Below are 14465 nucleotides of genomic sequence, written 5' to 3'. Positions count from 1 at the left end.
GCACAGGAACGCTGTTGTCAGCTGTTCAATTCCGGTCGATCGCGAAACTGCTCGAGCGCTTGCGGATTGGCCAGCGCGTCGGTGTTTTTCACTGGTTCACCGTGCACCACATTGCGCACGGCCAGCTCCACCACTTTGCCGCTGATGGTGCGCGGAATGTCGGTGACCGCGACGATTTTCGCCGGTACATGGCGCGGCGTGGTGTTGGCGCGGATCACCTGGCGGATCTGCTGTTGCAGTGCCTCATCCAGCGTTAGGCCGTCCTTGAGGCGTACGAACAGCACCACCCGCACGTCATCCTGCCACTGTTGGCCGATGGCGACGCTGTCCAGCACTTGCGGGACTTTCTCCACCTGACGGTAGATTTCCGCCGTGCCGATGCGCACGCCGCCGGGGTTGAGCACGGCGTCGGAGCGGCCGTGAATCAGCATCCCGCCGTGGGGCAGCTGTTCTGCGTAGTCACCCTGGGCCCAGACCCTGGGGAACTGGCTGAAATAGGATTTGCGCAGCTTTTCGCCCTCGGGATCGTTCCAGAGTCCGATGGGCATCGCTGGGAAGGGGCGAGTGCACACCAACTCACCTTTTTCGCCGATCACCGGTTGCCCGGCGTCGTTCCATACTTCCACTGCCATGGCCAGGCTCTTGCCCATGATCTCGCCCCGGCGTACCGGCGTCAGCGGATTGCCGTTGACAAAGCAGGACACGATGTCCGTACCGCCGGACATCGAGGACAGGCACACATCCGGTTTGAAGTCGCGATAGACGAAGTCATAACTCTGCGGCGACAGTGCGGAGCCGGTGCAGAGCAGGGTTTTCAGGTGGCTCAGGTCGTAGCTTTCACGCGGTTTGATGCCGCTGCTTTCCAGTGTGGCGAGGAATTTCGGACTGGTGCCGAACACGCTGACCTGCTCATCGTCGAGCAGCTCCAGCAACCGCTCGTTGTCCGGGTAAAACGGTGAACCGTCATACAGCACCACCGCGCTGCCGACCGCCAGCGCCGAGACCAGCCAGTTCCACATCATCCAGCCACACGTGGTGTAGTAGAACAACCGGTCGCCGGGACCCAGATCGACATGCAGCCCGTGTTCCTTGGCGTGTTGCAGCAACACGCCGCCGGTGCTGTGCACGATGCACTTCGGCACGCCGGTGGTGCCGCTGGAATACAGCACGTACAGCGGATGGTCGAAGGGCACCGGGACGAAGTGCGGTTCATCGCCCGGTTCGTAGAAGTCGTCCCACAGCGTGACGTTGGCGGGTGTCCGGTAATCCGTGGCATGGGCGTGAGGTCGCGCGTAGGGCACGATGATCAGCTGTTGCAGTGACGGCAGCTGTTCGAGGATTTCATTGACCTTGACGGTCTGGTCGATCTCCTTGCCAGCGTAACGGTAGCCGGCGCAGGTGATCAGCACCTTCGGTTCGATCTGGCCGAAGCGGTCGATCACGCCGTGGGTGCCGAAGTCCGGCGAGGAGCATGACCAGATTGCGCCGAGACTGGTGGTCGCGAGCATCGCCACCAGGGTTTGCCAGGTATTGGGCATGCAGGCCGCAACCCGGTCGCCAACCACTACGCCGGCCGCTTGCAGGCTGGCCTGAAAACCGGCGACCTGGTGGGCCAGTTCGGCCCAGGTCAGCAGTTCACGCTGGCCGTTTTCCCCGATAGCGATCACGGCGATGGCATCGTCGCGTCGGCTAAGCAGATGCTCGGCGAAGTTCAGAGTGGCACCGGGAAACCACTCGGCACCCGGCATTTTCAGGCCTCCGCGCAGAACGGCGTCCGGTTGGGTGTGAAAACTGATGCCGAAGAAATCCACGATCGCTTGCCAGAACGCTTCGCGCTGGTCGATCGACCATTGGTGCAGCGCAGGGTAGTCGTCGAGCTTCAGGTGGTGGCGCTGATTGATGAAGCGCCGAAAGCCGTCCATGCGGGACCGGGCAATGCGTTTCGCATCGGGCTGCCAGAGAATGTCGGACATGGTTTGCCTCTTATTGTTGGTCAGAAGGCTCCCACGACAGCGTGGGAGCGATCATTTGCACGCTTACTGCGCGAGCCACCCGCCATCGATATTCCACGCTGCGCCACGCACCTGGCTGCCGGCCTCGCTGCACAGGAACAACACCAGTTCACCCAGGTGTGCAGGCGTGACGAACTCCAGCGATGGCTGTTTTTCGGCCAGCAAATCGTGTTGCGCCTGCTGCGGGTCGACGCCCTTGGCTGCGCGATCATCGATCTGCTTCTGCACCAGCGGCGTCAGCACCCAGCCCGGGCAGATGGCGTTGCAGGTGACGTTGCTGGCGGCGGTTTCCAGGCCGACCACCTTGGTCAGGCCGATCACCCCATGTTTGGCTGCCACGTACGCGGCTTTGCCGGTGGAACCGACCAGACCGTGCACCGAAGCGATGTTGACGATTCGCCCCCAGCCCTTGGCGCGCATGCCCGGCAAACTCAGGCGAGTGCTGTGAAACACCGACGACAGGTTGATGGCGATGATCGAATCCCAGCGCTCCACCGGAAATTCCTCCACCGCCGCAACGTGCTGGATACCGGCGTTATTGACCAGAATGTCCACGCCGCCGAACTCGCGCTCGGCGTAGGCGATCATGTCGGCGATTTGCGCCGGGTCGCTGACATCCGCCGGGTGATGGCCGACCTTGCCGCCGAACTGTTCGACTTCGGCGATCACCTTCGACGCGTCGCCAAAACCGTTGAGGATCAGGTTGGCGCCAGCCTTGGCCAGCGTCAGGGCGATGCCCAGCCCGATGCCGCTGGTGGAGCCGGTAACCAGTGCGGTCTTGCCAGAAAGAGTCGTCATCAATACCTCACACAATGCCAGTGGCGTAGAAAGTGCCGATCACCACGAAAACCGCCAGGGTCTTGATCAGCGTAATACAGAAAATGTCCTTGTAGGCCTCACGGTGAGTCAGGCCAGTGACGGCGAGCAGGGTGATCACCGCGCCGTTGTGCGGCAGGGTGTCCATGCCGCCGCTGGCCATCGCGGCCACCCGGTGCAGCACTTCCAGCGGAATGTTGGCGGCGTGGGCGGCGCTGATGAATTGTTCGGACATCGCCGCCAGCGCGATGCTCATGCCACCCGAAGCAGAGCCGGTGATACTGGCCAGCAGGGTCACGGTGATCGCTTCGTTGACCAGCGGATTGGGGATGCTCTTGAGCCAGTCGGCCAGCACCAGAAACCCCGGCAACGAGGCGATGACGGCGCCGAAACCGTATTCCGAAGCAGTGTTCATCGCCGCCAGCAGCGCACCGCTGACTGCGCTTTTGCTGCCCTCGGCTAGCTTGCTTTTGATCGCTTTAAAACCGAATGCCAGCACCATCAGGATGCCGACCAAAAGGGCTGCCTGCACCGCCCAGATCGCCGTGAGTTTGGCGATCTCGGTAGTGACCGGCGCGGCCATGCCCGGCAGCGCGAGGCTGTGGGTCTTGCCGTACCACTGCGGAATCCACTGGGTGAACAGCAGGTTCATGATGCCCACCGCCAGCAGCGGCGACAGGGCGATCCATGGGTTCGGCAGTTTCAGGTCTTCGGCGGTTTCCGGTTCGTTGCGCAGTTCGGTGCCGTAGCCTTCACCGGCACGCTGCGCCTTGTTGCGCTGGCGTTGCAGAAACAGCATGCCGGCGCAGAACACGAAAATCGTACCGATCACACCCAGCCACGGCGCCGCCCAGGCGGTGGTGTTGAAGAAAGTGCTGGGGATGATGTTCTGGATCTGCGGCGTGCCGGGCAGGGCGTCCATCGTGAAGGAGAACGCGCCGAGGGCGATGGTTGCCGGGATCAGGCGCTTGGGTATGTTGCTCTGGCGGAACATCTCCGCTGCGAACGGGTAGACCGCAAATACCACGACGAACAGCGAAACGCCGCCGTAGGTAAGCAGGGCGCAGACCAGCACGATCACCAGCATCGCCTGGCGGGTACCGAGCAAGCGAATCGCTGCCGCGACAATCGAGCGGGAGAAACCCGAGAGTTCGATCAGCTTGCCGAACACGGCGCCGAGCAGGAACACGGGAAAGTAGAGTTTGATGAAACCGACCATCTTCTCCATGAACACGCCGGTGAAGGCGGGGGCGACGGCGGACGGGTCGGTGAGCAGGACGGCGCCGAGGGCGGCAATCGGAGCAAAAAGGATAACGCTGTAGCCACGGTAGGCCGCGAGCATCAGCAGCGCGAGAGCTGCCAAGGCGATGATCACACTCATGGTGTGCTCCTTCGATTGTTATTTTTGTGGGTGGAACGGGTGCAGGTAGAGGCGTAAGCGAGAACTGTGCCAGATTCTTAACTTGTTGAAATTAAAGGAATTGGTTTGATTTTTGGTGGCGGCTTTCAAGGTTTTGTCTCTGTTTTGAGACTTCTATGACTGAGAGGACGCTTTCGCGGGCAAGCCCGCTCCCACAGTTGAGTGCGTTACCCTGTGGGAGCGGGCTCGCCCGCGATGCTTTTGATGTTGTCTTGATTTGGAGAGCTGTGTCTCCTTATTGAGACTCTGCGATCCCCAGCGCAATCATTTTCTTGTACAGCGTCGAGCGACCCAGTCCCAGCCGCTCAGCCGCCTCGATCACCTTGCCTCCGCATTGCACGAGGGTGGATTGAATCAACTGCCGGTCAAAACGCTCCCGGGCTTGACTGAAGGTCTCGTTGATTGCCGGTTCAGGCAGGGGTGCCAGCGTTCGTTCAACCGGTGTAAACGTTCCAATTGCAGAGCGAATGTCATCCGCCGTCAGCATCAAGTCATCGCTGAGCAACGCTGCCCGCTCCAGTACATTGCGCAGCTCGCGGATATTGCCTGGCCAGGCATGCTGACCCAGCAGCTCCAGCGCTTCGCGGTTCAGTTCATGTTGACTGCGCAGTTCTTCAAGAATCGCCTCACTGAGGGCCGGCAGATCGTCCAGTCGTTCACGCAGTGGCGGCACCTGAATTGGCAATACGTTGAGGCGGTAATACAAGTCGGCGCGGAACTCACCGCGCTTGATCGCCGCCTCCAGATCCGTCGAGGTCGCGGCAATCACCCGCACATCGCTCTGGATCACGTCGTTGGAGCCTACGGGTTCGAACTCCTTTTCCTGCAACACCCGCAACAATTTGCTTTGCAAGGGCAGCGGCATGTCGCCGATCTCGTCGAGAAACAGCGTCCCGCCCTGGGCAATCTGCAACTTGCCGGTGCGACCCTTGCGGTCGGCGCCGGTAAAAGCACCGGGGGCGGTGCCAAAGAACTCGGCTTCAAGCAGTGCTTCAGGAATCGCCGCGCTGTTGACGCTGACGAACGCCTTGTGTGCCCGAGGCGAAGCGCCGTGGATCGCTTGAGCCAGCAACTCCTTGCCGCTGCCGGTTTCGCCCAGCAACAGCACCGGCGACTCGGCACTGGCGCTGCGACGGGCACGGCGTTTGACTTCCAGGCTGGCAGCGCTGGTGCCGATGAAGTGGGCAAAATTGTATTTGGTCTGCCGGGCGCGCAGCAGCGAACGGGTCGAGGCCAGCTCTTCCTGCATGCTCAGGTAGCGCTTGAGCATTGGCGACAGCGCGCGCAGTTCGTCGAACAGGGCAAAACCGATGGCGCCGATCACCGACCCGGCGTCGTCATGGATCGGCAGGCGCATCACCACCAGCGGTTCTTTCGGGGTGTCCTGCATGTCCAGCAGAATCGGCCGACCGGTGCGTACCACTTCACGCAACAGGCTGCCAGGGATCACGCTTTCGCAAGGCTTGCCGATGGCCCCGGCGGCGGAATCGAGCCCGAAGCGCCGAGCGTAGCGCTCGTTCATCCAGACGATGTTCGCGTCGCGGTCGACAATCACCGTGCCCTCACTGGATTGCTCGATGATCTCGAACAACGAGCGAATCGCCAGGGTGCGAACCCGTTGGTAATCCTTGAGGCTTTCGGTGGTGTTCATCTGACTGATCCTGAATGTGTGCCGCCAGGCCTGGCCCTATCGCTGGCAAGCCAGCTCGCACAGGGCTTTTGGTCGTTCACAAATGTCGTGTACCCCCGATAAACCTGTGGGAGCTGGCTTGCCAGCGATAGCCGCGACTCGGTTCAAAGGCATGCGCTGATTATGCCTATCCCGGATGCGCCGCCGCCAACAGCTCTTTGGTATAGGGATGCTGCGGTGAGTCGAACACGTCATGGCTGGCACCGCTTTCCACCACCTTGCCGTCCTTGATCACGATCATGTCGTGGGCCAGCGCCCGCACCACGGCCAGGTCATGACTGATGAACAAATAGGTCAGGCCGTGTTTTTCCTGAAGCTGGCGGAGCAGGGCGACCACCTGTTTCTGCACGGTACGATCCAGCGCCGAAGTCGGCTCGTCGAGCAGGATCAGCGCCGGTTTGAGCACCAGCGCCCGGGCGATGGCAATGCGCTGGCGCTGACCACCGGAAAACTCATGGGGGTAGCGGTGACGGCTTTCAGGGTCGAGGCCCACTTCCTTGAGCACGCGGATCACCTGATCGTCGCACTCCTCGGCGGTGGACTGGCAATGCACCTCCAGCCCCTCGCTGATGATCTGCGCCACCGACATGCGCGGGCTGAGGCTGCCGAACGGGTCCTGGAACACCACCTGCATCTGGCGGCGCCACGGGCGCATCTGTTTCTGGTCGAGGCCGTCGAGGGCTGTGCCCTGGAAACGAATGCTGCCCTTGGAGTCGAGCAGGCGCAGGATCGCCTGACCGAGAGTCGACTTGCCCGAACCGGACTCGCCGACGATGCCCAGCGTTTTGCCGCGCTGGATGTTCAGACTGATACCGTCTACCGCGCGCAGGTATTGCTTGCGCTGGAACAACCCGCCGCCGACGGTGAAATCAACTCGCAGGTCATCGACTTCCAGCACATTTTCGCGTTCGTCCCGGGGCAGCGCTTCGCCTTCCGGTTCAGCGTTGAGCAACACGCAGCTGTATGGATGTTTCGGTTCGGTGAACAGGGTTTCGCACGGCGCCTGCTCGACGATCTCACCGGCCTTCATTACGCATACACGCTGGGCGATGCTGCGGACCAGATTGAGGTCATGGCTGATCAGCAGCAGCGACATGCCCAGGCGCCGTTGCAAGGATTTGAGCAGCAACAGGATCTTGCGCTGTACGGTCACATCGAGTGCGGTGGTTGGTTCGTCGGCGATCAGCAATTCCGGCTCGCAGGCCAGGGCCATCGCAATCATCACCCGCTGGCGCTGCCCGCCGGACAGCTGATGCGGATAAGCCTTCAGTCGCTCTTTCGGTTTCTTGATGCCCACCAGTTCCAGCAGTTCGAGGATCCGCGCCTGAGCCTCTTTGCCGCCGAGGCCGCGGTGCAGCAACAGGGTTTCGCCGATCTGCTTTTCAATCGTGTGCAACGGATTGAGCGAGGTCATCGGCTCCTGGAAAATCATGGCGATGCGGTTGCCCCGCAGATCGCGAAGGGTCTTGGGATCGGCGCCGACCAGTTCCTGTCCGCGATAACGAATACTGCCGGTCGTTCTGGCATCGGATTCGGGGAGCAGTTGCAGGATCGAGTGGGCCGTCACCGACTTGCCCGAACCCGACTCGCCGACCAGCGCCAGGCACTCGCCGGGGCGGATGTCCAGGCACAGGTTGCTCACCACGGTCTGGCCATGGAAGGCGACGCTCAGATCACGGATTTCGATCAGGTTGTCAGTCATTTCAAGGATCCGTTCATGAGCGCGGGTCAAAGGCATCGCGCAACGCTTCGCCGATGAATACCAACAGGGAAAGAATCAGCGCCAGGGTGAAAAACGCGGTCAAGCCGAGCCACGGCGCTTGCAGGTTCTGCTTGCCTTGACCGATCAGCTCGCCCAGCGACGCGCTGCCGGCGGGCATGCCGAAACCCAGGAAATCCAGCGCGGTCAGGGTGGAAATCGCCCCGGTCAGAATGAAGGGCAGGTAGCTCAGGGTCGCGTTCATCGCGTTGGGCAGGATGTGCCGGACAATCACTTTGCGATCGCTCAAGCCCAGGGCCCGGGCAGCCTTGACGTACTCGAGATTGCGCCCGCGCAGAAACTCGGCGCGCACCACGTCCACCAGTGCCAGCCAGGAAAACAGCGCCATGATCCCCAGCAGCCACCAGAAGTTCGGCTCGACGAATCCCGAAAGGATGATCAGCAGGTAAAGTACCGGCAACCCCGACCAGACCTCCAGCAAGCGCTGGCCGAGCAGATCGACCCAGCCGCCGTAATAGCCCTGCAGGGCACCGGCCGCGATGCCGATCAGGGCGCTGACAAACGTCAGCATCAGGGCGAACAGGATCGACACCCGCGCGCCGAAGATCACCCGGGCCAGGACGTCGCGCGCCTGATCGTCGGTGCCCAGCCAGTTGACCGAAGTCGGCGGGCTCGGTGCCGGTTTGTTGAGGTCGTAGTTCGGGGTGTCGTCACTGAACGGAATCGGCGGAAACAGCAACCAGCCACCGTCCTTGCGGATCAGTTTCTGCACGTAGTCGCTGCGGTAGTCGGCCTGGAACGGCAGTTGTCCGCCGAACTCCTGTTCGGTGTGACGCTTGAACACCGGGAAGTACCACTGGCCCTGATAACTGACGACCAACGGCTTGTCGTTGGCGATCAGCTCGCCGCCGAGGCTGAGCAGGAACAGGCCAATGAATAACCACAGCGACCACCAGCCCCGGCGGTTTTTCTTGAAGCGTTCGAAACGGCGACGGCCCAGAGGCGAGAGCTTGAACATCAGGCATTCCTCGCGGCGAAGTCGATGCGCGGGTCGACCAGGGTGTAGCACAGGTCACCGATCAGTTTTATCAGCAGGCCGAACAGGGTGAAGATGAACAGCGAGCCGAACACCACCGGATAATCGCGGGACACGGCCGCTTCGTAACTCATGCGCCCCAGGCCATCGAGGGAGAAGATCACTTCGATCAGCAACGAACCGGCGAAGAACACACTGATGAACGCTTGGGGAATGCCCGACACCACCAGCAGCATCGCGTTGCGGAACACGTGTCCGTAGAGCACCCGGTTTTCGCTCAGGCCTTTGGCGCGCGCGGTGACCACGTATTGGCGGGTGATTTCGTTGAGGAACGAGTTCTTGGTGAGGATGGTCAGGGTGGCGAAACCGCCGATCACCAGCGCCGTGACCGGCAGCACCAGATGCCAGAAGTAGTCGGTGATCTTGCCCAGTGTCGACAGGGATTCGAAGTTGTCGGACACCAGCCCGCGCACCGGAAACCAGTTCAGCGAGGTGCCGCCGGCGAACACCACAATCAGGAACATCGCGAACAGAAACGCCGGCATGGCGTAACCGATGATGATCGCCGTGCTGCTCCAGATATCGAAATGGCTGCCGTGGTGCACGGCTTTGCGGATGCCCAGCGGGATCGACACCAGATAGGTGATCAACGTCGCCCACAGCCCGAGGGAAATGGTCACCGGCATTTTCTGCAGGATCAGGTCGGTGACCGTGGCGCCGCGGAAGAAGCTTTTGCCGAAATCCAGTTGCGCGTAATTCTTGAGCATCAGCCACAGGCGTTCATGGGCCGGTTTGTCGAAGCCGTACTGTTTTTCGATGTCCTTGATCAGTTGCGGATCGAGGCCGCGGCTGGCGCGGGACGTGCCGCTCATGGTCTCGCTTGCACCGCCGCCGACACTGGCGCCGCCAATGCCTTGCAAATGGGCGATGGCCTGTTCAACCGGCCCACCCGGTGCGGCCTGGATGATCACGAAGTTGACCAGCAGAATGATCACCAGCGTCGGGATGATCAGCAGCAGGCGCCGCAGTATGTAAGCCCACATCAGTGCGGCCCTCCGGGTCTGCCACGGCTGATTTTCTCGGCCGTCATCTGCTGATTGGTCAGCGGCGTGCTGCTGATTTCCCACCAGCTCTCGATCGCTTCGTCATTGCTCGCCTGCACGGTGGGAATGCCGAAACGGTTCCACCACACAGTGGACGTGCCCGGCGGGTAATAGTTGGGAATCCAGTAGTAGTTCCATTGCAGCACGCGATCCAGCGCATGGGCATAGCGCAGCATTTCAGGCTGGGTCGAGGCGCGGATCAGGCCGTTGATCAAGGTGTCGACCGCCGGGTTCTTCAGCACCATGTAGTTGTTGGCGCCGGGATCGTTGGCCGACGCCGAACCGAAGTAGTTCAACAGCTCGCCGCCGGGAGAAGTGGTGACCGGGTAGCCGGTGACGATCATGTCGTAGTCGCGGCTCATCAGGCGGTTGACGTACTGCGAGGAATCGATACGACGGATGTCGAGGTTGATGCCGATCTGTTTCAGCGTGCGCTTGTAGGGCAGCAGCAGGCGATCCATGCCGTTCTGGCTGACCAGAAAGGTGAAACTCAGCGGCTCGCCGCGTTCGTTGACCAACTGGTCGCCATCGGGTTTCCAGCCGGCCTGTTCCAGCAGCTCCAGCGCTTGCAGTTGTTTGTCGCGGATAATGCCGCTGCCATCGGTCTTCGGTGCTTCGAAAACCCGGGTAAACACCTCGTCGGGAATCTGTCCGCGCAAGGGTTCGAGAATCTTCAGTTCGGCGGCGTCCGGCAACTGCCGGGCGGCCAGATCCGTGTTGGAAAAGTAACTCTGCTGGCGGATGTACATATTGCGCATCATCTGCCGGTTGCTCCATTCGAAATCCCAGAGCATGGCCAGCGCCTGGCGTACCCGACGATCCTGGAACATCGGCTTTTGCAGGTTGAACACGAAACCCTGGGCCGACTGCGGCGCCTCGGTGGCCAGATGAGCCTTTTGCAGGCGACCGTCGCTCAGAGCGGGGCTGTCGTAACCGATGGAGTAACCGGTGGCGGAGAATTCTCGGTTGTAGTCATAAGCGCCACCGCGCAAGACCTGGCGAGCGACGTCGGTGTCGCCGAAGTACTCGATGCTGAAATGGTCGAAGTTGTACAGGCCACGGCTGACCGGCAGGTCCTTGCCCCACCAGTCAGGGTTGCGTTCAAAGGTGATGCTGCGCCCGGAGTCGACTTTTCCGACCCGGTACGGCCCGCTGCCCAGCGGCGGTTCATAGCCGCCACCGCCGGCGAAATCACGGGTCTTCCACCAATGCTCGGGAAACACCGGCAGGGTCGCGATATCGAGCGGCAGGGTGCGGTTTTCGTTGCTCTTGAAATCGAAGCGCACGGTGAGCGGGGCTTCCACTTCGGCGCCTTTGACGTCGGCAAACTGGGTGCGATAACGCAGGCTGCCCTGAGTCATCAGCAAATCATAGGTGTATCGCACGTCTTCGGCGGTGATCGGCTTGCCATCGGCGAAGCGGGCCTTGGGATTGATAAAGAAGCGCAGGGACAGGCCGTCATCCGAGCGCTCCATTTTCTGCGCCACGAGGCCGTATACGGTGTAGGGCTCGTCGAGCGAACGCTGGGCCAGCGGGGAATACAGCAGGCCGTCGATCTGGCTGACGCCGATGCCTTTGTCGATATAGGGCAGGACATGGTCGAAGTGGCCGATTTCGATGGCCGAGCGGCGCATGGTTCCGCCCTTGGGCGCCTGGATATTGGTGTAATCGAAGTGACTGAAACCGGGCGGATACTTTGCCGGTTCGCCATAGACGGTCATCGCATGTTGCGGTGCGGCGTCCACACCGGTGATCCCAAGCAGCAGGGTCACGGCAGTGAACATCAATGTCGGGAAAGCCAGTCGCATTGTCAGCCTTAAAGCCGGGTAATCGATAAGCGCAATTTGTACGCGAGCGGCGCGCCGTTCGCCAGCGGTGCGGTGTAACCAAAACAAAACGGCCCGCCATCAGGCGGGCCGTTGCACAGCAGGTCGGACCGAATATCAGTCCTGACGGCTGGTGACTTCCAACAGGTGGTAGCCGAACTGGGTCTTCACCGGGCCTTGCACGACGTTGATCGGCGCGCTGAACACTACGGTGTCGAATTCCTTGACCATCTGGCCAGGACCGAACGAACCCAGGTCGCCGCCCTGACGGCTGGACGGGCAGGTGGAGTTGGCCTTGGCCACCTCGGCGAAATCAGCGCCACCTTCGATCTGGGCCTTGAGTTCGTTGCACTTGGCTTCGCTGGAAACCAGGATGTGGCGGGCAGTGGCTTTAGCCATGGGGAAACTCTCCAATCAAATCAGTAAAGGGGGGAGCCTACCGGAATCAGTGGCCGATTTCTCGGCAAAGTTCCGGTCGCTTGTCTGATATCGCTAGAGATCAGCTGCTTGCAAACGCAAGGCGTGCTCCAGGTAAAGCCCGATCGAATCGTGTGCCATGGCATATTGCCCGGTGGTTCGTCGCAGAGTGCCCAAGTGGTCGAGTGGGTAGTCGGAACGGATCACGGTCCCCAGGTGAGAGCTGAAACGACCGACAAAGCCGTCGTTCTGCGCGGGTTCTGTAATGAAGTATTCGGACAGGGTGCTGCAGATACTCCGGACCGGGTCGAGTGTCGGCCCGTCAAGCTCCGCTACGACACCACTCCACGAATAATAACGAACGCCATTTACCCACTCGGGACCTTGGCCGCCCCAGGTTTTGGGCAGGCCCTGGGGGTATTTGTCATTAAAGTTGCACACCCCTTCCGTAGTCAGCGCACCCAGCGCGGCCAGTGCACTGCGTGGCAATGTCGTATGCCCGCTGAGCAGGGACAGAAAGTCTGCAAACCTTGTCGCCACATTCTGGGCCACGAGCTCCGGCAGTCTTCCCGGTATCAGCGCCTTGCGCAGGAAGTCGGCCAGTTCCGAGCCATGATTGGGCCCGCTGACCGACGTCACAGAAGCGACGCAGTGTGGGGCAAGCGCTGCAGCGTAGCGTGCTGTGAGTGCGCCCTGACTATGACCGATCAGGTTGACTTTGGTCGCGCCTGTGCCTCTTAACACGGAGCCGATTTGCGAGAGCAGCTGCTCCCCGCGAACTTCATTGTCATGGACCGCCGACAGATGAGGCACAAACACCTGCACGCCGGCCGCTTTAAGCGCCTGTTTAACGTCATGAAACAGTTCGAAAGGTCCAATGCGCTCGAATCCGAACAGGCCATGCACCAGCAGAATGGGATGATTGGTTGTCGCATTTAGTAGCATTTTTCGTCCTTGATCGCAGAAGATCGTCGATGTTTTCTGCGTGCCACTCTAAAACAGTCGTGCGGCTTGGGATGCCTGAAGATTCGCCGTCACGCGTTGGAAACTGGAGCAATGTGTGTGTGAATTTTCACTTCTGGACGAAATCCACTTCGGAACATTTAGACAGCTCTCGCCTCGTTGGAAGTCGTTTTCCCATATTTGCCTACCTCCTCCAGCGCATTTGACTCAGGCCTGAAACGTGATGAGCTGACATCGGGTCGATGATGAAAGGCTTTAAATAGAAGCCCTTCGACGCGGCGTTCAGGCGACGTGTCATTTCCAGGGAGTGGAGAGACGACTGATGAATGATGCACAAGCTACGGTTTTGCAGGAAAAGGCCACAGGGATGGAGGGTGAGAGCGTTCGGTCGTTCGGGCAGTGTCGGGAGGTTGAACGGGAGTTGCCGTTGCCGGCACCTGCACTGGATTCAGTAAAGGGTGCGGTCGTTGATCCGTCATTGAGCAGGGTTGTCATCAGGATCGCGCCCTGGCCTGGAATGGTCTGCGGGGACAGGGTGGTCTTGAGCTGGCATGGCCTTGACATGGAAGGTTTGCCGTATCGCCACGACATTTCGCGATCCGTCAGTGAAGGGCAGCTGGGCAAAGATATGGTTCTGGTCGTACGGGACGTTCATATCGCGGCGCTGGACGGGGGCTCTCTGGAGGTGTTCTGGACGTTGACCAGCGTCACGAGGCCGGAGCCTGTCGCTTCATTGCGTCTACAGCTGGATGTCGGGGACGTCCGCTACAGTCTGTTGCCAGCCCTCATCGAGGATGCCGTCGGAGGCAGTCTCGATCCGGCTCGCGTACCTGACGGAACGACGGCCATCCTTCAACCCTATGCCGGCATGAGTGCAGGCGACCGGGTACAACTGATCTGGGAAGGGCCTTCACCGGAGGCATCGTTTCGAGACATTCTCATCGTGGAATTCTTTAGTGTGGGTCAGCCCCTGGTGTTCGGTATCGCTCCAGAGTTCATCGGCCCGCATCTGGGTGGCGAGGTGGTGGTCCGTTACTGTATTGAGCAGAACACCGGAGCAGTGCGCGAGTCAGGTGTAACGCGAATCAGCATTGCGCCATTGGTGCGAGGTGAGCTGCCGGCTCCTCAGGTGCTTGAAGCGGATGACGGCGTGCTCGATTTGGAGGATGCCATCGATGGTGTCAGCGTGTTGATCAGTGATGCGCGAGTGGAGGAAGGCGAACTGGTTTATCTGAAGTGCGACGGCGAGTCATTTTTTCACCGTGACGACCGGGAAATCCTGAGGGGGATGGCCATGCAGCCTCTGGTGTTCATTGTGCCCTATCGGTTCTGGCGCGAGCACGTGGGTACCGTCGTGCGGCTATCGTACTCGGTCGAGCGGCTGGACGACGTCAGTCAGCAGTCCGGGGTGATGTTGCTGCAAGTGAAGGCGTGACATCTATTGTGAACCTTGTCCCGCCCT

11 protein-coding genes are annotated in these 14465 nt (G+C 60.8%); 1 reads left to right on the top strand and 10 read right to left on the bottom strand.

All coding sequences use genetic code 11. The annotated features are described in order from the left end of the window. Positions 1–17: 17 nt before the first annotated feature. The 10 genes from CAF77_RS06220 to CAF77_RS06175 all read right to left on the bottom strand — a co-directional run bounded on the left by CAF77_RS06220 (position 18) and on the right by CAF77_RS06175 (position 12985). A complete protein-coding gene (locus tag CAF77_RS06220; RefSeq protein ID WP_064381357.1) occupies positions 18–1973 on the bottom strand; it encodes an acetoacetate--CoA ligase in 1956 nt (651 codons plus the stop codon). Positions 1974–2036: 63 nt separating this feature from the next. Further along, the gene (gene hbdH, locus CAF77_RS06215) at positions 2037–2810 is read right to left on the bottom strand and encodes a 3-hydroxybutyrate dehydrogenase (RefSeq protein WP_007952053.1); all 774 of its coding nucleotides are present in this window, start codon (positions 2808–2810) and stop codon (positions 2037–2039) included. 7 nt (positions 2811–2817) lie between these two features. Beyond that, the gene (locus CAF77_RS06210) at positions 2818–4209 is read right to left on the bottom strand and encodes a GntP family permease (RefSeq protein WP_085654170.1); all 1392 of its coding nucleotides are present in this window, start codon (positions 4207–4209) and stop codon (positions 2818–2820) included. A 274-nt stretch (positions 4210–4483) separates the two neighbouring features. Beyond that, a complete protein-coding gene (locus CAF77_RS06205) occupies positions 4484–5899 on the bottom strand; it encodes a sigma-54-dependent Fis family transcriptional regulator (protein ID WP_064381360.1) in 1416 nt (471 codons plus the stop codon). A gap of 166 nt (positions 5900–6065) precedes the next feature. Then, positions 6066–7640 (bottom strand): ABC transporter ATP-binding protein, encoded by a 1575-nt coding sequence (locus CAF77_RS06200; RefSeq protein WP_085654169.1) that lies wholly within the window; start codon positions 7638–7640, stop codon positions 6066–6068. A 13-nt stretch (positions 7641–7653) separates the two neighbouring features. After that, positions 7654–8676: an ABC transporter permease gene (locus tag CAF77_RS06195; RefSeq protein ID WP_007952058.1), complete on the bottom strand. Its 1023-nt coding sequence runs from the start codon at positions 8674–8676 to the stop codon at positions 7654–7656. Beyond that, positions 8676–9737: a microcin C ABC transporter permease YejB gene (locus CAF77_RS06190; RefSeq protein WP_007952064.1), complete on the bottom strand. Its 1062-nt coding sequence runs from the start codon at positions 9735–9737 to the stop codon at positions 8676–8678. Before CAF77_RS06190 ends, CAF77_RS06195 begins: the two co-directional genes overlap by 1 nt. Then, positions 9737–11605, bottom strand: a complete 1869-nt coding sequence (locus CAF77_RS06185) for an extracellular solute-binding protein (RefSeq protein WP_064381363.1) — start codon at positions 11603–11605, stop codon at positions 9737–9739. The genes CAF77_RS06190 and CAF77_RS06185 overlap by 1 nt, the downstream gene beginning before the upstream one ends. A gap of 135 nt (positions 11606–11740) precedes the next feature. After that, positions 11741–12022: a peptidylprolyl isomerase gene (locus tag CAF77_RS06180; protein ID WP_007952068.1), complete on the bottom strand. Its 282-nt coding sequence runs from the start codon at positions 12020–12022 to the stop codon at positions 11741–11743. A 93-nt stretch (positions 12023–12115) separates the two neighbouring features. Continuing rightward, entirely contained in the window at positions 12116–12985 is an 870-nt protein-coding gene (locus tag CAF77_RS06175; RefSeq protein ID WP_064381365.1) for a triacylglycerol lipase, read from the bottom strand. Positions 12986–13325: 340 nt separating this feature from the next. Between CAF77_RS06175 and CAF77_RS06170 the strand changes: the two genes are divergently transcribed. Beyond that, positions 13326–14438 carry a hypothetical protein gene (locus CAF77_RS06170; protein ID WP_223290679.1) on the top strand — a complete coding sequence of 371 codons (1113 nt, stop codon included), beginning with the start codon at positions 13326–13328 and terminating at the stop codon, positions 14436–14438. Positions 14439–14465 lie beyond the last annotated feature (27 nt).

The organism is Pseudomonas sp. R15(2017) (assembly GCF_002112685.1).
Classification (GTDB): domain Bacteria; phylum Pseudomonadota; class Gammaproteobacteria; order Pseudomonadales; family Pseudomonadaceae; genus Aquipseudomonas; species Aquipseudomonas glycinae.
The sequence above is the reverse complement of the archived record's forward strand: the minus strand, read 5'-3'. Positions and strand labels throughout refer to the sequence as shown.